This is a genomic window from Sphingobium cloacae (assembly GCF_002355855.1).
GTDB classification, from domain to species: Bacteria; Pseudomonadota; Alphaproteobacteria; order Sphingomonadales; family Sphingomonadaceae; genus Sphingobium; species Sphingobium cloacae.
This window is the reverse complement of record NZ_AP017655.1, coordinates 2909082-2935331: the sequence shown is the minus strand read 5'-3', so window position 1 is coordinate 2935331 and position 26250 is coordinate 2909082. Positions and strand designations below refer to the sequence as shown.

The window sequence follows — 26250 nt, the reverse complement described above, 5'->3', positions numbered from 1 at the left end:
CGACGTGGGAAAGACCAGCTTGAGGGTATCGTTGGCCGGGCTGCTGCTTATCGGCGGTGCGGCTTGTGGCGGCATGTCCGGCGCGCAGGTTCATGCATCGTCGGATGCATCCGCTTTCCTGGTGGAAAATGACGCCGCGATGAAAAAGATGATGGCGGACATGCATGTGCCGCCCAGCGGCATGGTCGATCGCGACTTCCTCGTGATGATGATCCCGCATCATCAGGGAGCCATCGACATGTGTGCTGCGCTGCTACGATATGGCTCCAACGCGAAGCTCAAGATATTGTGCAACGAGATTGCGACCAAGCAGGAAGAAGAAATCCACCTGATGCGACGCTTGCTGGCGGACATGCCTGCCGCGCCTGCCCCCGCGGACGAAAATCCTCCGCACCATCATCATTAACCGTAGTAATAATCGGCGGCACCTGACGCTATCGGCGGAGGGCATCGTCAGAAGAAGGTTGTCTGAACGCAGACGCAGGGCAGGACCAGTGGATGCCCCGTCGATCAACCAGCCCTTCCGTTATTTCAAGACATCGTCCGAGATCATCCGGCTTGTTGTGATGATGTACATCCGCTTTCCGCCGAGCCTTCGGAATGTCGAGGACCTGTTGTTCGGGCGCAGCATCGACATCAACCACAGATGCCGTAAGATAAACTGGATCGGCCGGTCGATCATATCATCCCCGAGCCCGTCAATGCCATGGTCGGTGTCGTGGCCATCTCGTCTCCTAACGCGTTCCGAACTATTGACAGAGTGGAAGCACGCAGGCTTGGTCGAGGCGGGGTAGAGGCAAGGTTCTTGGCACCGATTTATGGCATGCCAGGAAATTCCATAATCGGAAAAGGGGTAGGGTATTGGCCAAAGACAAAGCCGTTGCCCCAAGCTTACCTGAGCTTTCCACGTCGGCCTTCGATGCTGGCGGATTCGTCGGGTTCGGCCGTCCGTCATGAGCGCCGCCCTTTCCCCGCGCCTGTTCCTGACGCTGTTGGTGACGGGCGCTATCGCGATCGTGCTTGTCGTCTGCGCGATGACGCTCGCCCAGCCCAGGGCCGGGCGCCTTTTGGCGGGGGGAGGGCATGTGTCCGTCCGCCTCGCCACGCAAGCGACATCGGGCGGCATCGTCGAGGGACGGGTGACGGCGCTGGCCGCGCCCGATGGCCGGCGCATGGCGATCCTGCCGATGGACCTGATCGAAGACCCGGACCTCATCGACAGCTATCGGGTGCTGGACGACTTCTTTGCCCGCCAGACCCGCCTGGCGAAGGCGCTGCGGGACGGCTATGGCTTAGAACTGGACACCGGACAGGGCACCGTCGTGGTCGCGGCGCCCGCCGGGCCGCTGCATCTTCATCATCGGCTCGCCCTGTTGCCCGCCTTTTTCTGGGTGCAGATCGGCGTCGGCGTCGCCGGGCTGCTGATCGGGGGGTGGATCCATGCCCTGCGGCCGCGGGATCGAAGCGCCCGGCTGTTCGGTCTGGCGGGCGCGGGAATGTTCGTCGCGCTGTTGCCCGTCGCGATCTACAGCAGCCGCGAAATCGCGTTGCCCGGCGGCCTGTTTCGGCTGCTGCTGCACATCAGCCTGGCGGGATCGTGGGTGCTGGGCGCCGCACTCATCAGCCTGTTCCTCACCTATCCGCGCCGCCTCGTCCGCGACAGGACGATCCTGGCCGTGTTCATGCTGTGCGCGGGCGCGTTCCTGATCCGGTCGATGCGTCTGGCCCCGACACCCGCGATCGCGCATCAGGCGCCCGTGCTCGTCGCGCTGGCGGCGCTGGCGCTGGGCATTGCCTGGCAGTGGCGCGCGTCCGCCGGGGATCCGGCCGCGCGGGTCATCGTCCGTTGGTTCGGCGTCTCGGTTTTGTCGGGGTGCGCGCTGTTCGTGGCCCTCATCATCCTGCCGCCGATGTTCGGCGCGACATCTTCGGTAGCGCAGGGCTATGCCGTGATCGCCTTCCTCGCCATCTATGGCGGAGCGGCGGTGGCGGTCGCGCGCTACCGATTGTTCGACCTCGATCGCTGGGCGCTCCGCATCCTGCTGTTTGCCGGAACCAGCGTGATGCTGGTCGTCATCGACGCGATTCTGATGATCGGCATCCAGATGGCGCCCGCGCCGTCGCTGGGCCTCGCGCTTCTGGTCACGACGCTCGGTTATCTGCCGGTCCGGGACATGCTGTGGCAAAGATTTGCCGGTCGCGGACAGGATCGCCCCCGGCTGTTCGGCATGGTTTCGGAGGTGGCGTTCGCTCTGGACCATCGCACCGAACATTGGGAGGCGTTGCTGCGCCATGCGTTCGACCCGCTGTCGATCATGCGGACCGGGGAGGACGTCCACGCTCCGGAAATCCGCGAGGACGGCGCCGAGCTGCGGCTGCCCGCCGTCGCCGGGGCCAGCGCGCTCCGCCTCCGGTTCATGCACGGCGGCGGCCGGCTGTTCGGGGAGAAAGAGCGCAAGCTGGCCCAGGATATCATCGCCTTGCTACAGACGATCGACGCGCGACGGCAGCTTTACGATCAGGCGGTGATCCATGAACGGTTGAGGATCGCGCGCGATCTCCATGACGATGTCGGCGCCCGGCTGCTCTCCGCGCTCCACGGCGCCGATGAGGGGACGCGTCCGGCCCTCCACGCCGCGCTCGACGATATTCGCCTCATCGTATCGGGGCTGGGCGGGGAACAGCGGGACTTCGGCTCGCTCATGGCCGAATTGCGGCACGAGGTGGCCCGGCGGCTGGAGATACTGGACATCGCGCTCGACTGGCCGTTGCCCGACCCGCGGGAAGCGGAAGCCGTGCTCGACTATCGCGCGTGCCGGGCGCTTTCCTCGATGGTGCGGGAGCTGACCAGCAATATATTGCGGCATGCCGACGCCCGTTCGGTCACGATCCGGATCTCCTGCCGCGATGGCGTCGTGGAAGGGACGATCGCCGACGACGGCGTCGGCCTTCCCGAGCGGCGGGGAGAGCGCCAGGGCAACGGATTGCGCAACCTGGCCGCGCGCGCGCAGGCGCTGTGCGGCGGGTTCGTGATCGGGCCGGGACGGCCAGGAACGATCGCCCGGTTCGATTTCCCTTACGCCCCGATGCCCACCATCCCGGAACAGGGAGTGACGGCGCCCCGGCCGGCGCTTACCATTGCCGAATGACCCTCGCCGCGAAGAGTCCTGTCGGTTACGTCCTTCTTGTCGAGGACCAGCACCGCACGCGGGCATGGCTGGAGGCCATCCTGTCGTCCGCCTTCCCCGCCCATCCGGTCGTGTCCCACGCGACGAAGGAGGACGCGGCCGATTGGTTAACGATGCTGCGGCCGGGGGTCGGCCATCTTCACATGGCGCTGGTCGACATAAACCTGCCCGACGGATCGGGCATCGAGATTATCCGGCAGGTCGCCGCCGGATGGCCGGATGCCATCGCCGCCGTCGCGACGATCTATGGCGACGATCTTCACCTGATGGAGGCCATCGCGGCCGGGGCGCGGGGCTATCTGCTGAAAGGAGACCCGCCCGACATCCTTCGGGGGTGTCTGCAACGGCTCGCGCGCGGTGAGCCGGCAACGTCCCCCGCAATCGCACTGCGCATCCTCGCCCATTTCCGGCAAAGCGCGGAAAAGCGTATCGCGGCAGGCGATCTGCCGCACCAGCGGGCGCTGTCCCGGCGCGAAACCGAAGTGCTCGATCTGCTGGCGCGCGGCTACACCATCGCGGAGTCCGCGCGTCGGCTCGGCCTGTCGTCGCAGACCGTCTCGACCTATGTCCGCACGATCTATTCCAAGCTCAGTGTCAACAATCGCGCCCAGGCCGTGGTGGAAGCGCGCCGTCGCGGGCTGGGCTGAGCCCTTCCCTTCCGGTTCGTCCCTCCCGAAACGGGGGTAACGGCGCCATTCCCACCCGTGATAGCCGTGCGCCCGGTCCTGGTGTTCCGCCATGGGGGATCGAGTGAGACCGGGTTTTCGGAGGCCGGGGGCCTTGGCATAGTTATACGGCAGGTGAAGGGCCTGCCCCGGCATCCGATGCCGTGGGTAATCATGCGCCTGCCAGGGAGAAGCATATCATGCGTTCGCTGCATATCGTTTACGCCGCCCTGTTCGCGCTGGCGCCTTGCGGGGCATTCGCCCAGGCGCCCGTCCCCGTTCCGCCGGTCAAGCTGTCCAAGCCGAACGGCCATGGCCTGAAGAACAAGATCGCCATCCTGTCCTATTCGATCAACTTCGTGACCGCCCAGCGCGCGTCGGCCAATGCCACCGTCGGGGTCAAGGCGCGCGCGGGAACCGCGCTGATCGGCGTGGACGAGGCAATGATGCGGCGGCTCGCCAATGAGGCCTTCGCCGATCTCAAGGCGCAGATGGCGGCCGCTGGCATCCCGTCGATCGGCGACGACATCGTGGCCCGGACGGCCCGCACGGCCGGCGTGACGCTGATCCCGGGCAACAGGGAAGAGAATCGCGACGGCGGCATGACGATCGGGACCGGAATCAAGAAAGCCTATGTCAGTGTGGGCGCCGATGCCGCGCCGCTGACCGACCTGTATCAGTCAGCCGGCAAGGTCGGCGGGTTCGGCATGTTGGCCCGGTTCGGCAAGGGCAACGCCCTCAGCAAGCCGGCGCTGGAATTGGGTGCGGCGTTCATCTCCCCGTCGCTGACGATCGATTTCGCCGATGCCGACGCGCGCATTGGCCGGACCCTGGCCGGCAGCCGCCGCGCCAGCGTCGAGATCGAGCCGCAATTCGCCATCCGCGCGCCATCCCCCACCAACATCCAGGTCGGCCAGTCCGTCGGCATCGCCGGCCCGACGATGATGACGCTTTCGAAAGACGTCGTGATCAAGGCCCCTTTCTCGCATTCGGCGGGCGCCTCGGCGATGCAGTCGGAGGGCGCCTATCTAGAGATGAAGCAGGCGCGGCCGGGCGACATCATCGTCGACCTGCCGCGATGGACCGCGCTCGTCCAATCCGCCTATCGGGCCTATAATGCCTCGGTCGTCGCCAACCTCCTCGCCGCTCGATGACGTGAAGCGGCGCGATGATCGCTGCCGGGCACCGGCATCGCGCCGCTTCATAGCTCCAGGGCCATGGTAAGCCCGTTCCTGCGCCCGCCATGGACATGGCGATCCGATCCGCGATGCGGGCCGCGGCACGTCGCCGCGCGCCGGGAGCACGTTCGATGAAGTCATGATTTCTGGCTATCCCATTAAAAAAAAGGGAAGAGGACTGTGGTCCTGGCCATGGCATTGGGTTAGACATGCGTGGTGCCGGACGCCACGATGAATCCTCGCGTGTTCTGGGGCAGCAGCCTCATCGCCCTGTTCCTGCTGGCGGGAGCGCTGTTGGCGCCGGGCACCTCGGACATCGTCTTTCGCCAGGCGCAAGCCTGGGTGATCGATCGTTTCGGCTGGTTCTACATTGCATCGGTCGCGGGTTTCCTGGTGGTCGTGATCGGTCTGGCGATCAGCCCCGCGGGCCGATTGCGCCTGGGCCCCGACGACGCGGAGCCCGACTTTCCCTATATCTCCTGGCTGGCGATGCTGTTCGCGGCCGGCATGGGAATCGGCCTCATGTTCTTCGCGGTGGCCGAGCCGATCCAGCATTATAGCGCCCCGCCGGAAGTCGAGGCCGGCACCATCCTGGCCGCGCGGGAAGCGATGGTGATCACCTTCACGCACTGGGGGGTCCATGCATGGGCCATATATGCGATCGTCGGCTTGAGCCTCGCCTATTTCACGTATCGCAAGGGCCTGCCGCTGACGCTGCGTTCCGGCCTCTATCCGGTTCTGGGAAAGCGCATCCACGGATGGGCGGGCGATGCCGTCGACATTTTCGCCATCTGCGGGACATTGTTCGGCATCGCAACGTCGCTGGGCCTGGGAGTGGCCCAGATGGGCGCGGGCCTCTCCTATGTTTACGGCTTGCCCAACACCACGACGGTGCAGGCGTGGCTCATCGTCATCGTCATGGGAATCGCCACCCTTTCGGTGCTCAGCGGCCTCGACCGAGGCGTGCGGCGGCTGTCCGAGTTCAACCTGATCCTGGCGATATTGCTGATGCTGTTCGTGTTGGTGACCGGGCCGACCCTGTTCCTGCTCAATGCGCTGGTCCAGAATTTCGGACTGTATCTCGACCATTTCTTCATTCGCACCTTCACGCTCTATGCCTATGAACCGCGCGCCTGGATGGCCGACTGGACGCTGTTCTATTGGGCCTGGTGGATCGCCTGGTCGCCATTCGTCGGCATGTTCATCGCGCGCATATCGCGCGGGCGGACATTGCGGGAATTCGTGATCGGCGTGCTGCTGGTGCCGACGGGTTTCACCTTCCTGTGGATGACCGTGTTCGGCAACACGGCTATCCACCTCGACCTCGGCATCGCGGCGGGCGCGATCGCGGATGCTGTAAGGGCCGATCTATCGACGGCCCTGTTCGGTTTTCTGGAATATCTGCCCGGGCCCGCCTTTACGTCGACGCTCGCTATCTTGCTGGTCGGCGTGTTCTTCGTGACATCGGCGGATTCCGGATCTCTGGTCATCGATACGCTGGCGTCGGGCGGCGCGGACGAAACGCCGCGCTGGCAGCGCATCTACTGGTGCGTGGTGCTTGGCGCCGTGGCCATGCTGCTGCTCCTGGCGGGGGGGCTGGGCGCGCTTCAGGCTGCGACGCTGGTGGCGGCGCTTCCCTTCTGCTTCATCATGATCCTGCTGGCCTACTCGATGGTCCGGCAAGCCAGCGCGGATGTGGAAGGCGCGATCATCTCCACCGATGCCGCGCCCATCCGCGAGCGGCTGAAACGGCTGTTCACGCCCGCGAGTCGAAAGGAGATCGAACAGCAGATCGCCGTCAACGGCGGGCCGGCGCTTCATTCGGTGAGAGACGCCATGATTGCCGAAGGTTGGGCCGATACCCAGGTCGATCAGGAGGGCGGGACCGCAGTCATTACGGTCGGTTCAGATTCCGACCGGCGGTTTGTTTATCGCCTGACTCCCCAATCGCGCCCGCTGGCCGCTTTCACCGCGCTGGAGGCTTCCGAAAGCCGCCGCAGCCGGGAATGGTGGCTGTCCGCGCAAGCGGAGGGGCGCAAGTCGCGCGATCTGACGGGGTTCACCGCAAATCAAATTGCCGACGATCTGCTCAAGCAGCTCGAGCAATGGAAAAAGGGGTGATCGGTCCCGGCAGGGGCGATTCAGGATTCCACGCGGTGCAGGGCCGGTTCTCCTCGCTCCACAAGGAAGCTGGCGCGGCGGCCGATGCGCCCTTCGGGCTTGGACACCTGATCCATCACCATGAAATCGGACCGCCATTGATCGCGTCCGATGTCGCAGACCAGATAGCCGCGCTGGTCGTTGAGGAAAGCGAGATGGGGATTGTTCGCCATCATCCGGTCGCTTCCCGGGCGAAGATCCTGTCCATCGCCGCCTGAACTGATCGACGTGCTCACGAATTCCACCGCGACCGGGCGGTCATCCGCGCCGCGGACCTGACCGGCGAAATTCTGGTGCTCGTCGCCAGTCAGCACGATCACGTCGCCGCGGCCGGCCAGCGCCTTCAATATCCGCGCCCGGGGAACCGCATAGGCCGACCAGGTGTCCATGTTCATGATCGGCGCGGGCTGGTCGCCGGTGCGCCGGTCCATCGTCATCATCATCACCTGCTGCGCCAATACGGTCCAGCGCGCCCGTCCGGGGGCCGTCGCCATCTTCTCCTGCTCGCTTCCCAATATCTCCGCCCTGGGATCGGACACCCCCGCGCAGACCGGCTGGAAGCCGTCGCCGCAGGGCTGGGGACTGCGGAACTGGCGCGTGTCGAGAAACCGGAAATCCGCCAGATCGCCCCAACGGGCGCCGCGATACATCCGGATGGCGGGGCCGGCCGGGATGGAGGCGCGCCGCACCGGCATATGTTCATACCATGCCTGGAGAGCGGCCTGACGGCGAAGCCGGGCATATTCGATGGGCACGTCGTCCTGATCGTGATTGCCGGTCCAGTTATTGTCGACTTCATGATCGTCGAACGTGGGGAAGAAGGCGAAGGCGGCATGGGCGGCCTGGAGGTCGGTATCCAGCCTGGTCTGGGCATAGCGCCGCCGGTAGTCGGCCAGGTCGTAGATTTCCTGGCCGATATGCTGGCGCACGGGCGCAAGCGGCTGCGGCCCGCTGTTCCAGTTCCAGCGCGCCTGGGAGGCGCGGCCTTCGTAGATATAGTCGCCATAGTGAAAGACGAACGCCAGATCCTCTCCGGCCATGTGGCGATAGGCGGTGTAGAGGCCGTCCTCGTAATTCTGGCAGCCGGCGACGCCGATGCGGAGCCTGTCCACGGTTGCGCCCGCGGCAGGCATGGTGCGCGCCCGGCCGGTGATGCTGCGTTCGCGGCCGATCAGGAAACGATACCAATAGGGGCGGTCGGGCTGGAGTCCCGCGACCTCCACATGCATGGCATGACCCAGTTCCGGGCGGGCGACGGCTTCGCCCTTGGCCGCGATGGTCTTGAACGAGGCGTCGGGGGCGACCTCCCAATCGACGGCCACCGCCTGCATCGGCATCCCGCCATGTTCGGCGAGCGGATCGGGCGCGAGGCGGGTCCATATCACGAAGCCGTCCGGCTGCGGGTCGCCCGCCGCGACGCCCAGCCGGAAAGGCCAGGCGGTGAACAGCGTCTGCGCGCGCAGGATGGCGGGAGCGAACAGCAGCGCGCCGCTGCCAGCAAGAACCGAACGGCGAGTGAACATGGGTTTGTCTTTATCCTGCTTTTCCGATGATGAAATGCCGGGCGGGAAACCCCGCCCGGCGGCCGGCCGGCCGGTCAGAAGGCGAAGTTGATCGTGCCGCTGACGGCGCGGGGCGCGCCGATCTGCACGAACTGTCCCGTCGTCGTCTCCGTCTTGCCGTCGAAACCGCCATAATAGCGTTTGTCGAACAGGTTGGTGACGTTGAACTGGAAGTAGGACTGGTCGTTCAGCCCGATGATGCCCAGCGGCAGCCGCGCATCCAGATCGACCAGCGTATAGGAGGGGGTCCGCGCGGCGAAGACCGCCACGCCCCCGCTCATGATCGGCAGGTTCTGGTCGTTCACATAGCGCGGGCCCGTCCGCTTGACCTGCCCGCCCAGCTCAAGCGGGCCGAGCCGCGCCTGGATGCGCCCGCCGAACGTATAGGTCGGCGCGCCCGCCTCGCGCTTGCCCGCCGTCTCGCCATAGACCGGATTGCCGTCGTCATCGACCGACAGGACCACATCGTCCTTGATCTTCGATTTCAGATAGGAACCAAAGGCATAGACCTGCAATTCGGGCATGAACGCGTAGGAAATGCTGGCGTCGACCCCATATTTCTCCACCTTGCCGAGATTGCGGTAGATGGAGATGCTGTTCACGATGTCGTAGGACTGTGCCAGCCGGTTCTTGTAGGACGTATACCAGACCGACGCCTGCGCCTGCATGTTGCCTGAGCGGAAACGGCCGCCCAGATCGAAATTGTCGGTCGTTTCGGGATTGGGTTCGACCGAGCCGGTTCCCTTGGGATACCAGAAGATCTGGTAGAGATTGTCGGTTCCGGGGACCTGTATGCCCTTGGAGTAATTGGCGAACAGGCTGGCCTGCGGCGTCAGTTCATAGACAAGGCCGGCTTGGGGCAGGAAACGGTTATATTTGAAGATGCGCTGCTGGGGCCGTCCATAACCGGGATGGGCCTTCGCATAGGCGTCTTCCGCTGCCTGATTGCCGGAGAAGCAGTCGACGAAGCCGCTCGCACTGGACGCGAAACAGTGGTTGTTGAGGTTCCGCTTGAAGAACGGCGCCCGGAATCCGGCGGTGACGGTCAGCCCGCCGAACTCTCCGCGATATTCGCCCGAGATCTGATGAAGGATAGCATAGGAAAGCCGGTCGCGCTTTTGCAGTACATTTCCGTCCGCCCCGATCAGCGGATCGTCCACGGGGAAAACGTCGATCGCGTCGCCCGAAACGGTCAGCCTGCCCACTTCGCCCGTCTGGCGATGCTTGCCGCGATCCCAAGTATAGGCAAGGCGGATCGAGTTGCTGTCATTGATGTCGTAGCGCAGCGAGGCGATCACGCCCAGGCGGTGCGTCTTGGTCTGGCTGGGCGCGAGCAGGCGCACCTTGTCGAGCATGTCGCCATCGCCGTTGAGGTCCATGCCCGCATAAGGCGCGCCGCCGACATAGCCTGAAAAGCCGGGGCCACCCTCCTGCGGAAAATAAAGCGCCTCATTGCCGACGACCGTGCCGCCGCCATTCGCCTTGGTATATTGATAATAGGGATCGAGGGTCAGCGTCAGCCGGTCACTGAGGGTGAAGCGCGAATTGACACGGATATTGCCCGTGTCGGACGGATTGTAGCGATAGTCGAACAGCGACCCGCAGGAATTGGCCGCATCCGCCACGCCGGGCGTCGGCGTGGCGGTTTCGCAGCGCCCGGCATCATAATAGCGCTCGTCCTTCGTCAGCGGGAAGCGATTCGGGACGACGCGGCCGTCGGCGGTGTCCGTCCGCAGCGCCACGGAGCCGGAGAAATTGTTGCGGTTGCGGTTGAAATGCCCGGCGACGGCAACGAAGTCGCCATTGGAGCCGATGGGCTGATAGAGCTTGGCGTTGAACTGCGTCTTTTCGACCTTGCCGAAATGACCGAAAGGCGAATCATAGGTCGCCCGGCTGGCGGAAAGCCAGGCGCGCGTGCCCGCTGGCGTCAATATGCCCGTGTTGACGAGCCCGAAAAGGCGGAAATAGGAGAAGTCGCCATAAGTCCCCGCAAGGCGGGCGCCGAAATCCTCGGTCGGAACCAGCGTGCGGTAATTGACCGTGCTTCCGCTGGCCGAGGCGGTGGGGCTGTCGATATCGGTGGTGCCCAGATTGACATTGACCTGATCGATCAGTTCGGGATCGACCTGCTGGTTGGTGTAGAGGGCGTAATTGCCGGTGTCGTTCAGCGGAATGCCGTCCACCGTCTGGGAAATGCGCGTGTCGTCGAAACCGCGAATCGTCAGCGTGCCGCCGCCCGATCCATAGGGGTCGTTGTTCTGGAAGCTGACGCCCGGCAACTGGTTGATGACATCGTTGACGGACTGGCCGGGCGTTTGCCGGGCGATGAATTCCTGCGTCAGCACGGCCTTCGCCTTGGACGTGTTGGGAACGGCGACTCCGCCGACCTGCGCACTCTCGTTTCCGGCGGCCGTGACCACGATTTCCTTGTCGAAGTCGATGGACCCCGTGGACTGCGCATAGGCGGCAGTTGTTCCAAAGCTGGCGAAAGCCAGCGCCGCCAGAGACGGACCAGATACCCAACGAACCATTATGATACCCCTTCATATGCAGATGTTGCGTTGCAGCATCCGCCCGCTAGGAAGGGATCATTTCATGACCATGACAGGACATTCGGTTGGTCGAAAGGCGTGGCTCGATCACGATAGCCCGATCGGCAGAAGTGCGATTCGATCGGCACTTCCGCCATCCCGGCATCCGTTTTCCCGCAGCCGGCCGCGCGCCCCCGGACAGATCGCAGCCCCGCTAATGCCCGCAAAAAGATATTCCGTTCACCCCCGGCGCTGGAGCAGGCGCTCCGCCATCAGGCCGAAGGCGATGCCGATCGTCGCCCAGAGCAGAAGCTGCGTCGCCAGGGACGCCACCCGGAAATTCCAGAGCAGCGTCGCCGGAAAATCATCGGGCACTTCATCGATGCTGGGCAGCAACATCTGGCCGCTGCCCACGACCAGCAGATAGGCGCCGGCCGAAAACAGGGTCGCGTCTATCCCGCGCCGGGACTGGGCCAAAGCGCTCCACAGCTTCCAGGCTATCACCGCGCCGGCCAGCGACAGCGCGATCATCGAGAAATAGGCGGCGGTGCGCAGCTCCACGGTTTCATGCTTGCCGACCGCCGGGGGCGTCTGCGGATATTTGAGCGCCGGGACGACCACGACCAGCAGGAACGCCAGGGCCGCCAGCAGCAGGGCGAAGCTGCGCGGCCCCATCCGCCCGAACCGGCCATAGCCATAAGCGAACAGCAGCGAGAAGATGCCGCCCACCGCCGCGCCATAGAGGGAAAGGGCCGTCCACAGACCCAGCCCCTTCTGGGTAGGACGGCTGACCAGTTCCTCCTCCTCGCCACCCGCCGGCCCTTCGTCATGATGGGCCGCATGGGCGGCATGGGTGGCTTCATAGGCGATGGCGCGGTCGACCTGCGGCTCGGCGACGAGATGGGCGCACAGGGTCGCAAGAAAGGCGCCCAGGATGCCCGCAAGCATCCCGCGCCACAACAGATCCTTCGTCATGACCCGGCCCTAGTGGCAGGGAAAGCCGAGGAGATGCCGTCCGTCATGGACGAACTCATGCACGTACATGCCGTCGAAGATCGCGACGGCGCCCTGTTCCGTGCTGACGAAATAGAGGAAGATCAAGGCGATCAGCGAGCCGAACACGGCCCATGGAAGAATGTCCTCGACCGGGATCGCCGTTCCACCCTGGACAGGGATGAAGCCGTCGTCGAAAAATGCGGCGCTCATTGCCATGATATTCTGCTCCTGAAGGGATTGCGCGTCCCAAGGGTTGATCTTACGATCCGGGAGGAAGGTCTGGCTCTCGACGGCGGATGTCCGCATCGATAACAGTGGCGCGACCGCGCCGGATTTGCACCGGCTTCTTCTTCCAGGACGATGCAGCCCTTAGAGCCGGGGGGCTGGCGGCGTCAACGGCCTGTTGGAGTTTACCCTGCCGACCTCTCTCCTGCTCCTGTGCATCGCGGCCACGCCCTCCAGCCGCCGCGGCGGTTTTCCCGACCCTTCGGAATCGCTGGACGAAGGCGGCCTCCGGGCAGCGGCCCGCATGGAGCTTCCCGGGCGCTTGCGCGATCATGCCTTCCGCAGCCCGTCGCGCGCGGCGGAGGAAACCGCTCTCGCCCTCTCCCTGCTCGCCCGGCCGGAAGCCGCGCTGGCCGACATGGGCTGGGGACGCTGGGCCGGCCGATGCTTCGAGGAGATCGGAAGCGACGAACCGGAAGCGCTGACCGGCTGGCTGGCCGATCCCACGAGGGAGGCGCCGGGCGGCGAAACCATGGAGGCGGCGGCATCGCGGATCGGCTGCTGGCTCGACGGCATCCGGGAAAGCGGGCGGCCGGTCTGCGCGATCACCCACCCGATGATGATTCGCGCCGCCCTGTGCCACGCGCTCGACCTGCCCTTGCGCGCCACGCTCGCGATCGACATCGCCCCGCTCTCGCGCACCGTCCTGTCCTTTCACCGGACATGGCGGCTGCAATCGTTGAACGGCGGCGGCTGAGCCCTTGCGGCCCGCCGGTGCAGGCGATATGAGCCGGTCGTCCGGGGCGGCATCCGTCGCGTCCGGGTATTGATCGCGCCGGTGCCTCGCAAGAGGCTGAAAATGGGAATGCGGTGCGGATGGGCAGGGAAGCTCCATCCCAAGCCGCAGCTGTCCCTGCAACTGTAAGCGGCAGCGCGATGCACACGCTTCCCCCAAGGGAAGCAGCCACTGGGCCGGACGCTGAAACAGGCGAGGTCCGGGAAGGCCGTGCATCGGGCGATGACCCGCGAGCCAGGAGACCTGCCGGCGTCTGGTCGCTCTTGCCCTGGTCCAGGGGATGGCCGCGGCACGGTGTTTTCCGTCTGAGCGACGATGTCATGCGGCTGGGGCCGCGTGGTCCTGCGTCCATGGGCGAACGCCCGGTCATGGGCGCGGGCCAGCCGTCGTGCGTCCACCGGCACCGGGCCGCTGGATGGCGCCGGCAAGCCCTGGCCCGGTTGCTCCGGCGCTGCGAGGGAAGACCTCCCATGAACACCGTTACTGCCGCTCCCCCCTTCCTCAAACCGACGGGAGAAGGCGCATGAGCAAGGTGCCCACCACCGTCGTCACCGGCTTCCTGGGCGCGGGCAAGACCACGCTCATCCGCCATCTCCTGCAAAATGCCAGGGGCCGCCGCCTCGCCCTCGTCATCAACGAGTTCGGCGATGTCGGGGTGGACGGCGAGCTGGTGAAGGGATGCAATGACGAGGCATGCCCGGAGGACGACATCGTCGAACTCGCCAACGGCTGCATCTGCTGCACCGTGGCCGACGACTTCCTGCCCACCATGCAGAAGCTGCTCGACCGGCCGAACCCGCCCGACCATATCATCATCGAAACGTCCGGCCTCGCTTTGCCCAAGCCGCTGGTGAAAGCGTTCCAATGGCCCGACATCCGCACCCGCGCGACGGTGGACGGCGTAGTGGCGCTGATCGATGCGGACGCGGTGGCGGCGGGACGCTTCGCCACGGACGAAGCCGCGCTGGCGGCGGCGCGGGCCGCCGATCCCAATCTCGACCATGACAGCCCGCTGGAGGAACTGTTCGAGGACCAGCTGGCCTGCGCCGACATGGTGGTGCTGAACAAGACCGATCTGGTCGATACCGCCACGCTAGCGCGGGTCGAGGCGCAGGTCGAGGCGGAAACCCGCGCGGGCGTGAAGATCGTCCGCGCCGATCATGGCGCCGTGGACGTGGGCGCGCTGCTGGGCATCACGGCGGCGGCGGAAGACAGCCTTGACGCCCGGCCATCCCACCATGACGGGGAGGGCGGCGATCATGACCATGACGATTTCGACAGCTTCGTCGTCACCGGCGGCGAGGTCGGAGAAGTCGAGGCGCTCACCGCCCGGCTCGGCGCATTGATCGCGGCGCATGACATATTGCGCGTCAAGGGCATGGTGGCGGTAAACGGCAAGCAGAGCCGCCTCATCGTGCAGGCCGTCGGCCCGCGCATCCAGCATTTCTACGACCGCGCATGGATGCCTGCGGAAATACGCCGGACCCAGCTGGTCGTGATCGGGCAGAAGGGACTGGACCGGTCGGTCATCGCATCGGACCTGCGGGATATTCTGGGCTGATGCACCTGCTGTCCGCCACCCCCGGCACCATCACCGATGGGGAGGAGGCGATCGACCTCGACCAGCCGCCGGGCGACATCGTGATCCTGACGGTGGCGGACAGCGAACTGGCCTGCTTCGCCAAGGCGGCGGGGCAGTTGCCGCCGGGTGCTCCCAGCGTCCGGCTCGCCAACCTGCTGCCATTGCGGCATCCCTATTCGACGGACCTCTATGTCGAAAAGACGATCGCCCATGCCCGTTTCGTGTGCGTCATATTGCTGGGGGGCAAAAGCTACTGGCCCTATGGCATAGATGAGATCGCCGCCATCGCGCGGGAAAAGGGCATCGCCTTCGCCGCCATCGCCGATGGGCGGGAGGCGGACCCGGCGCTTGACCGCGCGTCCACCCTGCCCGCCGAGGTGCGGGAGAAGCTGCGCGCATATCTGCGGCAGGGGGGGACGGCCAATGCGCTGGCCTTCCTGCGCCTGGCGGCCAGACTGATCGGCGAGGATGCGGGCGCGCCGGACGATCCGGTGCCGGTTGCCGATGCAGGGCTTTACCTCAAGGGCTGCGACCGCCCTACACTGGCGGATTTGCGGACAGGGTGGCTGGACGGGAAGCCCGTCGCGCTCCTCATCTTCTATCGCGCGCTGATGATCGCGGGCACGCTGGACGCCGTCGACGCCATGGTGGAGGCGCTGGAGGCGCGCGGTTTCAACGTCGCCGCCGTCCATGTCCGGGCACTGCGCGAACCCTTCGCGATCGACTGGCTGCGCGGCCTGCTGGGCGAGATCGCGCCCGACGCGATCCTGAACGCGACCAGCTTTGCCGCCTCGTCCGCCGGGGACAAGCGGACGCCAGCCGTGCTGGAACAGGCCGACTGCCCGATCCTGCAGCTGGCCTTCGCCGGGGTGGAGCAGGCGGAATGGGAAGCGTCGGCACGGGGGCTTGGCCCGCGCGACCTGGCGATGAACGTCGCCCTGCCGGAGGTGGACGGTCGCATCTTCACCCGCGCGGTGACTTTCAAGGCGGCGGAACGCTTCGATGCCGTGACGCAATGCGGCATCGTCGTCCCCAAGGTCGCGCCGGACCGGGTCGCCTTTGCCGCCGATCTCGCCGCCAACTGGGCCGCGTTGCGCCGCACCCCGCCCAAGCAGCGGCGCGTCGCGCTGATCCTCGCCAACTATCCCAACCGGGACGGACGGATCGGCAATGGCGTGGGGCTGGACACGCCGGCCAGCGCCGCCGCCATCCTCGCCGCCCTGCGGGAAGCGGGTTACGACACCGGCGCCGCGCCGGAAGATGGCGCGGACCTGATGCGCGTGATGACCGGCGGCGTCACCAACGACCTCGCTTCGCTGGAACGGCACGGCGAAGCCGCCTTGCCATTGACCGACTATGGCGCCGCCTTCGCCCATGTCCCGGAAGCGGCGCGGCAAGCGATGCTCGAACGCTGGGGACCGCCCGAAGCCGACCCCTTCGTGCGCGAAGGCGCCTTCCGGCTCGCCATTCACCGCTTCGGCCATGTCGTGTTGGCGGTCCAGCCGGCGCGGGGTTACAATATCGATCCCAAGACCAGCTATCACGATCCGGCGCTGCCCCCGCCCCACGCCTATCTCGCCTTCCACATCTGGCTGGAGCGGATTTTTGGCGCGCAGGCGCTGGTCCATGTGGGCAAGCATGGCAATCTGGAATGGCTGCCGGGCAAGGCGGTATCCCTTTCCGCCGATTGCTTCCCGGAAATCTGCGCCGGCGCCCTGCCCCAGCTCTACCCCTTCATCGTCAACGATCCGGGCGAGGGCACGCAGGCCAAACGGCGCATCGGCGCGGTCATCGTCGATCATCTAACGCCTCCGCTCACACGCGCGGAAAGCTATGGGCCGTTGAAGCAACTCGAAGCGCTGGTCGACGAATATTATCTTGCCGCGGGCATGGACCCGCGACGGCTGGAGCGGCTGCGGCGGGACATTATCGACCTGGCGCGCGCGCAGGGGCTGGACAAGGATGCGGGCGCGACCGGAGACGGCGACGACGCGCTCTCCGCCATCGACAATTATCTGTGCGAACTCAAGGAATTGCAGATTCGTGACGGGCTGCACATCTTCACCCGCTCGCCGGAGGGGCGGCTGCGGCGCGACCTGCTCGCGGCGCTGGCGCGCACGCCGCGCGGCTATGAGCATGACGGGCAGGCATCGCTGCTCCGCGCCATGGCCGACGACCTCTCGCTTGGTTTCGATCCGCTCGATTGCCGCATGGCCGACCCATGGAACGGCCCCAGGCCGGAGCGGCTGACGTCCCTGTCCGCCGATCCATGGCGAAGCTGTGGCGATGCGGTCGAACGGCTGGAGCTTCTGGCGCTCGCCATGCTGGACGGCGCGGAGACGGCAGGGCCGCGCTCCGCGGCCGTGCTGCGTGCGATAACCGAAGACCTTGCCCCTCGCATCGACCAGTGCGGCGCGCGGGAGGCGGAGGCGCTGATCGCGGGCCTGGACGGGCGTTTCGTCCTCCCCGGCCCGTCCGGTGCGCCGACGCGGGGGAGGCCGGACGTCCTGCCCACCGGGCGCAACTTCTTTTCCGTCGACACACGCGCCGTTCCGACGGCCGTCGCCTGGGAACTGGGGCGCAAGTCCGCCCAGCTTCTCGTTGAGGATTATCTCCAGCGGGAGGGCGACCACCCCAGGGCCATCGCCCTTTCCGCCTGGGGCACCGCCAATATGCGCACCGGCGGCGACGATATCGCGCAGGCACTGGCGCTGATGGGCGTGCGGCCGCGCTGGGAGTGGACGTCGGGCCGGGTCGTCGGCTTCGAGATGATGACGGTCGCCGAACTGGGCCGCCCGCGCGTCGACGTGACCTTCCGCGTCTCCGGCTTCTTCCGCGACGCCTTCCCGGAGCAGATCGACCTCATCGACAGCGCCGCGCGCGCCGTCATGGCACTGGACGAGCCGGAGGAGGACAATCCCGCCGCCGCCCGCCATCGCGCGGACATGGCGGCGATGATCGACCGGGGGCAGGATGCCGCATCCGCCAACCGCCGCGCCGGCGCGCGCGTGTTCGGATCGAAGCCCGGAGCCTATGGCGCGGGCTTGCAGGCGATGATCGACGAGCGGATCTGGCACAGCCGCGCCGATCTGGCCGACGTCTATCTCGACTGGGGCGGCTATGCCTATGGCGGCGGCGTGGAGGGGGATGCGCAGCGCGACCTGTTCGCCGCCCGCCTGACCGATGCCGACGCGGTGGTCCAGAACCAGGACAATCGGGAACATGACCTGCTCGACAGCGACGATTACTACCAGTTCGAAGGCGGCATCGCGGCGGCGGTCGAACATCTCAAGGGCGCCCGGCCGATCAGCTATCATAACGACCACAGCCGCCCGGAACGCCCCGTCATCCGTACATTGGAGGATGAGATCGGCCGCATCGTGCGCGGGCGCGTCACCAATCCCAAATGGATCGCGGGCGTGATGCGCCACGGCTATAAGGGCGCGTTCGAGATCGCCGCCTCGGTCGATTATCTCTTCGCCTTTGCCGCCACGACCCACGCGGTGAAGGACCATCATTTCGACTCTGTCCACGCCGCCTTCATCGAGGATGAGGCCGTCCGCGCCTTCATGGCGCAGGCCAACCCGGCGGCGCTGCGCGAAACGGCCGCGCGCCTTGCCGAAGCGCTGGAGCGCGGCCTGTGGAAACCCCGATCGAACAGCGCGGGCCCGTTGCTCGCCAGCCTTGCAGGAGCATGACCATGGTTGAACGCACCGAGGAACAGCACAGCGCGAAGATGAAGAAGAAACAGGCCGCCCACGACCGGATCGTGGCGTCCAGGACGGTGGAAAAGGGCCTGCTCATCGTTCATACCGGCAAGGGCAAGGGCAAGACGACGGCGGCGCTGGGCATGGTCGTGCGCGCCATCGGACATGGCCGGAAGGTGGGCGTCGTCCAGTTCGTGAAGGGCGCGATGACCACGGGCGAGAAGGTCGTGTTCGACGCCTTCCCGCAAAATGTCGCGTTCAAGCCCATGGGCGAAGGCTTCACCTGGGACACGCAGGACCGCGCGCGCGACATGGCCGTCGCCCGTGAAGCGTGGGAGGAGGTCAAGCGCATGATCGCCGACCCTTCCTATGACATGGTGCTGGCGGATGAGCTCAACATCGTGTTGCGCTATGACTATCTGCCGCTGGACGAGGTGCTGGAAACGCTCGCCGCCCGGCCGGAAATGAAGCATGTCATCGTCACCGGCCGCAACGCACCGCAGGCCTTGATAGACATGGCCGATCTGGCGACGGAAATGACCCTGCTCAAGCACCCCTTCCGCGAACAGGGAGTCAAGGCGCAGGCGGGGATCGAATATTAAGAGGAAAGGGACGGATCAGGGGTCGGCCCCGCGCCCTTTCCCCCGCTCGACAGGCGGGCCCGGCTGCGAAAAGATCGGGAATGGTCGGGGGCAGCCGGGCCCTTCGTCGCGGCAGCGGGGGGCGGCCACGCCACCGCCGGTTCCCCGATCAGCCGGCGGTCATTCCATTATACGCAGATCGGGGCTTGCCGCATGGGCCATCCCGGATGGGCGGGCGTCGATTCATGGCACGCGCCTGCCCTTTTGACCGGCTTGACCGGCAAGGATGCGCCCGTCTTTCCAAAACGGCATGAAGGCGGCTGGCGTGATCCGGCCAGGAAGCCGGGATCGCGTCAACCGCCTGCGAAATACCCGCTGATATTGGCGCCGGACGGTCAGATAACGCCCATCGCCTGCATCGCTTCGGCCACCCGGACGAAGCCCGTCACATTCGCGCCCAGCACATAATTGCCCGGCGCGCCATAAAAGTCGGCGGTTTCCGCGCAGCTGTCATGGATACGGCGCATGATCATCGCCAGCCGGGCTTCCGTTTCCTCGAACGTCCAGCTGTCCCTTGAGGCATTCTGCTGCATTTCAAGCGCCGACGTGGCCACGCCGCCCGCATTGGCCGCCTTCGCGGGACCGAAGAGCACATTGGCATTCTGGAACAGGCGGACGGCATCCGGGGTGCACGGCATATTCGCGCCCTCGCCCACGGCGACGACGCCGTTGCGGATCAGGGTCGCCGCATCATGGCCATTCAGCTCGTTCTGCGTCGCCGACGGCACGGCGACATCGCACGGCACTTCCCAGACGCTGCCCTCCTCGGCGAAATAGGCGCCCGCGCCTTTCAGCCGCGCATATTCGGAAATCCGATCGCGACGCGCGAGCTTGACCTCCTTCAACAGATCCAGATCGATGCCCGCTTCATCGGCGATGAAACCGGACGAATCCGAACATGCGACGACCTTGCCGCCAAATTCCTTGATCTTTTCGATCGCGAAGACCGCCACATTGCCCGATCCGGAAACGACCGCCCGCTTCCCCTCCAGGCTGTCGCCCCGGGTCTTGAGCATCTGGTCGATGAAATAAACCGTGCCATAGCCCGTCGCTTCGGTGCGCGCGCGTGAGCCGCCATAGATCAGGCCCTTGCCGGTCAGGACGCCTGCTTCATAGCGGTTGGTCAGCCGCTTGTACTGGCCGAACAGGAAACCGATTTCGCGCGCGCCCACGCCGATATCCCCCGCCGGAACGTCCGTATATTCGCCCAGATGCCGGTAGAGTTCGGTCATGAAGGACTGGCAAAAGCGCATGATCTCGCCATCCGAACGCCCGCGCGGGTTGAAATCGGACCCGCCCTTGCCGCCGCCGATGGGAAGGCCGGTCAGCGCGTTCTTGAATGTCTGCTCGAAACCCAGGAACTTGATGATGCCGACATTGACCGACGGATGAAAGCGCAGGCCGCCCTTATACGGCCCGAGCGCGGAATTGAACTGGACGCGAAAGCCCCGGTTGATGTGGGTCCGCCCCCTGTCGTCGACCCAGGGGACGCGGAAGATGATCTGCCGTTCCGGTTCGCAGATCCGCTCGATCAGCGCATTGTCCATATACTCCGGATGCTTTGCCACGACGACGCCCAGACTTTCGAGCACTTCTTCGACAGCCTGATGAAATTCGGTTTCACCGGCATTCCGCCTCAGGACATCTTCGAATAGCGGCAGAAGTTTTTCGTCGATCCGGGGCAATGTCATGTCTCCTTGTGAACGTGGACGGGATGTCCTGCGGGGGCCATGCGGCCCTTAGATTCGGGTAGGCTGGATCACCTTCACGATGCGCAGCTTCCGCCTGCGTCCTTCGCGATCCGGCCAATTGATGACCTGTCCCTCGCGCAGCCCGATCAGGCCCGCAGCGATGGGCGTCAGGATGGAAATCCGGCCCGCGGCGATGTCGGCCTGCGCCGGATAGACGATCTGCACGGTCCGCTCGACGCCGCTCGCCTCGTCGATATATTCGATGGAGGAATGCATGGTGACGATATCCGGGGGCATGCGCTCGGCGCGGTGGGTTTGCGCGCGCGCGATTTCGTCCAGCAGGAGTTCGCTGACCTGCGGCGCGGTGTCGGCGACGCCCAGGGCAAGGTTGGTCAGGCTTTCAGCTTCGCTGTCTATGAGATGAACGGGAGGTCTTGTCCCATTGGGCATTCTGGTCATGGCGCTGGCTTTCGAAAGGAACGGGCGCGCATCTGCATGGCGTGCCGCAATCTGTCGATTGACCCCGAGCCCGGGGCGTGAAGCGCCGGAACCCGGGGCTAGATGCCCGCGAGAAGCTGTCCTCCTTGGTAACGGAAGCGCACATGATCATGGCGTGATTGCATGGCGTTCCATTGCACGTGCCCGCCGCCCGAGTCAAACAGGCAAGTGCGGGTCATCAGATACCCCTGATCACGAAGAGCGCGCGCATGACAGGAGCGGCCTGTCCACGGACATCGACCAGCAGCGATGGCCCTCCGATGCGGGCCTTCGCCGGGGCCGAAGCATGAAGGGGGCAGGCTTGGGGAAAAAGAAGGCGTCGCAGATGACGCATGATGCGGCTCCATCCCTCGCAGGATTACGCGGGACAGCGACGATATAAATTACATCAGTGCATTTATGGCCGGCGGGAGACGAGGAAACCGAGAATTACACCTACGCTATAGCGCCCAAATGACACCCCAAAAGCCGCCGATGGTCGACGGACGGGGAACGGGTTGGCATTATGTTGCCCGTGCCCAACCGCAGGAGCGACGCAACGGCAATCCGCCCTTCCCGCGTGCGGGAGGAAGAGTCGAAACGGCCCGGCGAATCGGCGACGACCCGCTCTCCTACCCTGCTTCGCGGCACAGTTCGCGCCCGCTCGGCACGCCGCGATATGCCGCCCAAGCGTCCATCAGCTTCCCGCGCTTCATAAATGAGGTCTCCACGCCCATCAGGCCTCACAGAGGCGGCCGCGCGGGAATGGGCGAGCGAGGCGCACACCGGGCTCCGGCTCGAAAAGGCCGCGATCGGCGAGAACATGTCCGGGCTTTCGCGCAGCATGCCGAGGTCGCGAACGATGCGATCTGCATCGGATCGGTTCCTGCTTCGAAAGTTAGCAAAATTTGCTGATTTGCAGATTTCTCTTTGCAAATCTTCGCCTTTTCAGAACTGTCCATTCGTGCGCGCGCGAGGGTAGGAGCATCGACGATAAAGCCCTATAGACAAGAGAAATGCGTCGATGAACTTAGCCTTCCGCAAGCCGCTGCCGGGGACAGCCCTCGACTATTTTGACACTCGCGAAGCAATCGAGGCGATCCGGCCTGGAAGCTATGATGGCTTGCCTTATGTCTCGCGCGTGCTGGCCGAGCAGTTGGTGCGACGTTGCGATCCGGCACTGCTGACCGATGCGCTGACGCAGATCATTGATCGCAAGCGCGACCTCGACTTTCCCTGGTATCCCGCCCGTGTCGTTTGCCACGACATTCTAGGTCAGACGGCGCTGGTGGACCTGGCTGGCCTGCGCGACGCGATCGCCGACGAGGGCGGCGATCCGTCCAAGGTCAACCCGGTGGTGCCGACCCAGCTGATCGTCGACCATAGCCTGGCCGTGGAGTATGGAGGCTTCGACAGGCAGGCCTTCGACAAGAACCGCGCAGTGGAAGACCGCCGCAACGAGGACCGTTTCCATTTCATCGAATGGACCAGGAAGGCGTTCGAGAATGTGGACGTGATCCCGGCGGGCAACGGCATCATGCACCAGATCAACCTCGAGAAGATGTCGCCGGTGGTCCAGGTACGCGATGGCGTCGCCTTCCCCGACACCTGCGTCGGCACCGACAGCCATACGCCCCATGTCGATGCGCTGGGCGTGATCGCCATCGGCGTTGGCGGGCTGGAGGCGGAGACGGTGATGCTGGGCCGCGCGTCGATGATGCGCCTGCCCGACATCGTCGGCGTAAAGCTCACGGGCAAGCGCCAGCCAGGCATCACCGCGACCGACATCGTTCTCGCCATCACCGAATTCCTGCGCAAGGAGCGGGTGGTCGGCGCCTGGGTCGAGTTCTTCGGCGAGGGTGCGGACAGCCTGTCGATCGGCGACCGCGCGACCATCTCCAACATGTGTCCGGAATATGGCGCCACGGCCGCGATGTTCTATATCGACGGCCAGACGATCGATTATCTACGCCTGACCGGCCGCGAGCCAGAGCAGGTCGCACTGGTCGAGAATTACGCGAAACGGACGGGCCTCTGGGCTGACGCCCTCAAGACCGCCGACTATGAGCGCGTGCTGGAATTCGACCTGTCCACCGTGGTCCGCAACATGGCCGGCCCGTCCAACCCCCACCGCCGCCTGCCCACCAGCGCGCTGGAGGAGCGCGGCATCGCCGTCGACCTCGACAAGGCAGTGGCCGAGGAAAAGGAAGGCCTGCTGCCCGACGGCGCGGTCATCATCGCGGCCATCACCAGTTGCACCAACACGTCGAACCCGCGCAACGTGGTCGCCGCCGCTCTGCTGGCGAAGAAGGCCAATGCGCTGGGCCTCGCCCGCAAGCCATGGGTCAAGACCAGCTTCGCGCCGGGATCGAAGGTCGCGCGCCTCTATCTCATGGAATCGGGCCTGTTGCCGGAACTCGAAAAGCTGGGCTTCGGCATCGTCGCCTATGCCTGCACCACCTGCAACGGCATGTCGGGCGCGCTCGATCCGGCGATCCAGCAGGAAATCATCGATCGGGATCTCTATGCGGCCGCCGTGCTTTCGGGGAACCGCAATTTCGACGGCCGCATCCATCCCTATGCCAAACAGGCCTTCCTCGCGTCTCCGCCGCTGGTCGTCGCCTATGCAATCGCCGGGACGGTGCGCTTTGACATTGAGAAGGATGTGCTGGCCGTGATCGACGGCAAGGAAATCCGCCTCAAGGATCTGTGGCCGAGTGACGAGGAAATCGACGCCATCGTCGAGGCGAGCGTAAAGCCCGACCAGTTCCGACAGGTCTATGAACCGATGTTCGCCCCACGCGACACCGGCAAGGCAGACCCGCTCTACGACTGGCGGCCGCAATCCACCTATATCCGCCGGCCGCCCTATTGGGATACCGAAGGGGTCGGCGCGCTGGCGGCCAGCCCGCGCACGTTGTTGCGGATGCGCCCGCTCGCGATCCTGCCGGACAATATCACGACCGATCACCTGTCGCCGTCCAACGCTATCCTCGCCAGTTCGGCGGCGGGCGAGTATCTGGCGAGAATGGGCCTGCCCGAAGAGGATTATAACAGCTATGCCACCCATCGCGGCGACCATCTGACCGCGATGCGCGCGACCTTCGCCAACCCGCAACTGGTGAACGAGATGGCGGTCGTCGACGGGGCGGTGAAGAAAGGATCGCTCGCCCGCGTCGAACCGGAGGGCAAGGTCATGCGCATGTGGGAAGCGATCGAAACCTATCTGGAGCGTCGCCAACCGCTTATCATCATCGCTGGCGCCGACTATGGCCAGGGCAGTTCGCGCGACTGGGCGGCCAAGGGCGTAAGGCTGGCCGGCGTGGAGGCGATCGTCGCCGAGGGGTTCGAGCGCATCCACCGCACCAACCTGATCGGCATGGGCGTGCTGCCGCTGGAGTTCCGGCCTGGCACCACGCGACTGACATTGGGCTTCAATGGCACCGAGACCTTCGACGTGCTGGGCGAACGCAAGCCGGGCGCGATACTCAACCTGATCGTCCATCGCCGGGATGGCGAGAAGATCGGCGTGCCGGTGCGCTGCCGGCTCGACACGGCGGAGGAAGTGTCGATCTACGAGGCGGGCGGCGTGCTCCAGCGGTTCGCGCAGGATTTCCTCGCTTCGGAACCGGAGGCCGCCTGATGTCCGATGCACCGCAGATTTGCATCCCCGCCACCTATATGCGCGGCGGCACCAGCAAGGGCGTGTTCTTCCGGCTGGAAGACCTGCCCGAAAGCTGCCGTGTGCCGGGGCGGGCGCGCGACAGGCTTTTCCAGCGGGTGATCGGCAGCCCCGACCCCTATGGCGCGCAGATCGACGGCATGGGCGGCGCGACGTCCAGCACCAGCAAATGCGTCATCGTCTCGCCGAGCAGCGTGCTGGATCATGACGTCGATTATCTCTATGGCCAGATCGCGATCGACAGCGATTTCGTCGACTGGTCGAGCAATTGCGGCAACCTCTCCACGGCGGCGGGGGCGTTCGCGATCCATGCAGGCTATGTCGATCCGGCGCGCGCGGAAAACGGCGTCTGCACCGTCCGCATCTGGCAGGCCAATATCGGCAAGACGATCATCGCCCATGTGCCGGTGACGAACGGGCAAGTACAGGAAACCGGCGATTTCGAACTGGACGGCGTGACCTTTCCCGCCGCCGAGATCGTCCTCGAATTTCTGGACCCGGCTGAAGACGGCGATGAGGGCGGGTCGATGTTCCCGACCGGCAACATCGTCGACGAACTGGACGTGCCCGAGGATATCGTCACGGGCGGCAAGCTCAGGGCGACACTGATCAACGCCGGCATTCCAGCGATCTTCGTCAACGCCGCCGACATCGGCTATACCGGCACGGAATTGCGCGAGGCGATCAACGGCGATGCCGCCGCTCTCAAGCGCCTCGAGGCGCTGCGCACGATCGGCGCCCTGCGCATGGGCATCATCAGGACGCCGGAAGAAGCGGCCAGATCGTTGCGCGCGCCCTGCATCGCCTTCGTGGCCCCCTCCACCCGCTACACATCGTCCAGCGGCAAGACGATCGAGGCCGACGAGATCGACCTGCTGGTCCGCGCGCTGTCGATGGGCAAGCTGCACCATGCGATGATGGGTACGGCCTCGGTCGCCATCGCCACGGCGGCAGCGGTGCCCGGCACGCTGGTCAACCTCGCGGCGGGCGGCGGAGAGCGTCAGGCGGTGCGCTTCGGCCATCCCTCGGGCACGCTGCGCGTCGGCGCGGAGGCGAAGCTCGCGAACGGGCAATGGACCGTCACCAAGGCGATCATGAGCCGCAGCGCGCGTATCCTGATGCAGGGGGAAGTGCGCGTACCCGCGGGCAGTTTCTGACCCGCGACGCCG

General features: G+C 65.5%; 17 protein-coding genes and 1 riboswitch. Of the genes, 11 read left to right on the top strand and 6 right to left on the bottom strand.

Annotated elements, in window-relative coordinates:
• Positions 1-4 precede the first annotated feature (4 nt).
• The 5 genes from SCLO_RS14390 (at position 5) to SCLO_RS14365 (ending at position 7152) form a co-directional block, all read left to right on the top strand.
• On the top strand, positions 5-406 hold the full coding sequence (locus tag SCLO_RS14390) for a DUF305 domain-containing protein (protein WP_197705108.1): 402 nt from the start codon (positions 5-7) through the stop codon (positions 404-406).
• 547 nt (positions 407-953) lie between these two features.
• Positions 954-3149 carry a sensor histidine kinase gene (locus SCLO_RS14380; protein ID WP_066515397.1) on the top strand — a complete coding sequence of 732 codons (2196 nt, stop codon included), beginning with the start codon at positions 954-956 and terminating at the stop codon, positions 3147-3149.
• The gene (locus SCLO_RS14375; protein ID WP_066515399.1) at positions 3146-3835 is read left to right on the top strand and encodes a response regulator transcription factor; all 690 of its coding nucleotides are present in this window, start codon (positions 3146-3148) and stop codon (positions 3833-3835) included. Before SCLO_RS14380 ends, SCLO_RS14375 begins: the two co-directional genes overlap by 4 nt.
• Positions 3836-4053: 218 nt before the next feature.
• Complete coding sequence (locus SCLO_RS14370) at positions 4054-5007, top strand: hypothetical protein (RefSeq protein WP_066515401.1); 954 nt, start codon at positions 4054-4056, stop codon at positions 5005-5007.
• 255 nt (positions 5008-5262) lie between these two features.
• Positions 5263-7152 carry a BCCT family transporter gene (locus tag SCLO_RS14365; protein ID WP_066515484.1) on the top strand — a complete coding sequence of 630 codons (1890 nt, stop codon included), beginning with the start codon at positions 5263-5265 and terminating at the stop codon, positions 7150-7152.
• Between the two features lie 20 nt (positions 7153-7172).
• Here SCLO_RS14365 and SCLO_RS14360 read toward each other — a convergent pair whose 3' ends face one another.
• The 4 genes from SCLO_RS14360 to SCLO_RS14345 all read right to left on the bottom strand — a co-directional run bounded on the left by SCLO_RS14360 (position 7173) and on the right by SCLO_RS14345 (position 12586).
• On the bottom strand, positions 7173-8714 hold the full coding sequence (locus SCLO_RS14360; RefSeq protein WP_066515403.1) for an alkaline phosphatase D family protein: 1542 nt from the start codon (positions 8712-8714) through the stop codon (positions 7173-7175).
• A gap of 74 nt (positions 8715-8788) precedes the next feature.
• Complete coding sequence (locus SCLO_RS14355) at positions 8789-11284, bottom strand: TonB-dependent receptor (protein WP_066515405.1); 2496 nt, start codon at positions 11282-11284, stop codon at positions 8789-8791.
• 240 nt (positions 11285-11524) lie between these two features.
• On the bottom strand, positions 11525-12259 hold the full coding sequence (locus SCLO_RS14350; RefSeq protein WP_083949015.1) for a CbtA family protein: 735 nt from the start codon (positions 12257-12259) through the stop codon (positions 11525-11527).
• Positions 12260-12268: 9 nt separating this feature from the next.
• On the bottom strand, positions 12269-12586 hold the full coding sequence (locus SCLO_RS14345; protein ID WP_456154406.1) for a CbtB domain-containing protein: 318 nt from the start codon (positions 12584-12586) through the stop codon (positions 12269-12271).
• A gap of 97 nt (positions 12587-12683) precedes the next feature.
• Between SCLO_RS14345 and SCLO_RS14340 the strand changes: the two genes are divergently transcribed.
• The 4 genes from SCLO_RS14340 to cobO all read left to right on the top strand — a co-directional run bounded on the left by SCLO_RS14340 (position 12684) and on the right by cobO (position 19192).
• A complete protein-coding gene (locus SCLO_RS14340) occupies positions 12684-13262 on the top strand; it encodes a histidine phosphatase family protein (protein WP_066515412.1) in 579 nt (192 codons plus the stop codon).
• Positions 13263-13329: 67 nt separating this feature from the next.
• A riboswitch (cobalamin riboswitch) is annotated at positions 13330-13566 on the top strand.
• Between the two features lie 258 nt (positions 13567-13824).
• A complete protein-coding gene (gene cobW / locus SCLO_RS14335) occupies positions 13825-14862 on the top strand; it encodes a cobalamin biosynthesis protein CobW (protein ID WP_066515413.1) in 1038 nt (345 codons plus the stop codon).
• A complete protein-coding gene (gene cobN, locus SCLO_RS14330) occupies positions 14862-18581 on the top strand; it encodes a cobaltochelatase subunit CobN (protein ID WP_066515416.1) in 3720 nt (1239 codons plus the stop codon). The genes cobW and cobN overlap by 1 nt, the downstream gene beginning before the upstream one ends.
• A 2-nt stretch (positions 18582-18583) precedes the next feature.
• A complete protein-coding gene (gene cobO / locus SCLO_RS14325) occupies positions 18584-19192 on the top strand; it encodes a cob(I)yrinic acid a,c-diamide adenosyltransferase (protein ID WP_066515418.1) in 609 nt (202 codons plus the stop codon).
• Positions 19193-19566: 374 nt separating this feature from the next.
• On the opposite strand, the gene gdhA is transcribed toward cobO, so the two are convergent.
• Together gdhA and rnk are read right to left on the bottom strand one after the other, a co-directional pair.
• Positions 19567-20916: an NADP-specific glutamate dehydrogenase gene (gene gdhA, locus SCLO_RS14320; RefSeq protein ID WP_169800545.1), complete on the bottom strand. Its 1350-nt coding sequence runs from the start codon at positions 20914-20916 to the stop codon at positions 19567-19569.
• Between the two features lie 54 nt (positions 20917-20970).
• Entirely contained in the window at positions 20971-21381 is a 411-nt protein-coding gene (gene rnk / locus SCLO_RS14315; RefSeq protein WP_066515421.1) for a nucleoside diphosphate kinase regulator, read from the bottom strand.
• 1042 nt (positions 21382-22423) lie between these two features.
• On the opposite strand from rnk, the gene acnD reads away from it, so the two are divergent.
• A complete protein-coding gene (acnD, locus tag SCLO_RS14310) occupies positions 22424-25042 on the top strand; it encodes a Fe/S-dependent 2-methylisocitrate dehydratase AcnD (protein WP_066515424.1) in 2619 nt (872 codons plus the stop codon).
• Complete coding sequence (gene prpF, locus SCLO_RS14305) at positions 25042-26238, top strand: 2-methylaconitate cis-trans isomerase PrpF (RefSeq protein ID WP_066515427.1); 1197 nt, start codon at positions 25042-25044, stop codon at positions 26236-26238. The genes acnD and prpF overlap by 1 nt, the downstream gene beginning before the upstream one ends.
• The last annotated feature ends 12 nt before the right edge of the window (positions 26239-26250 follow it).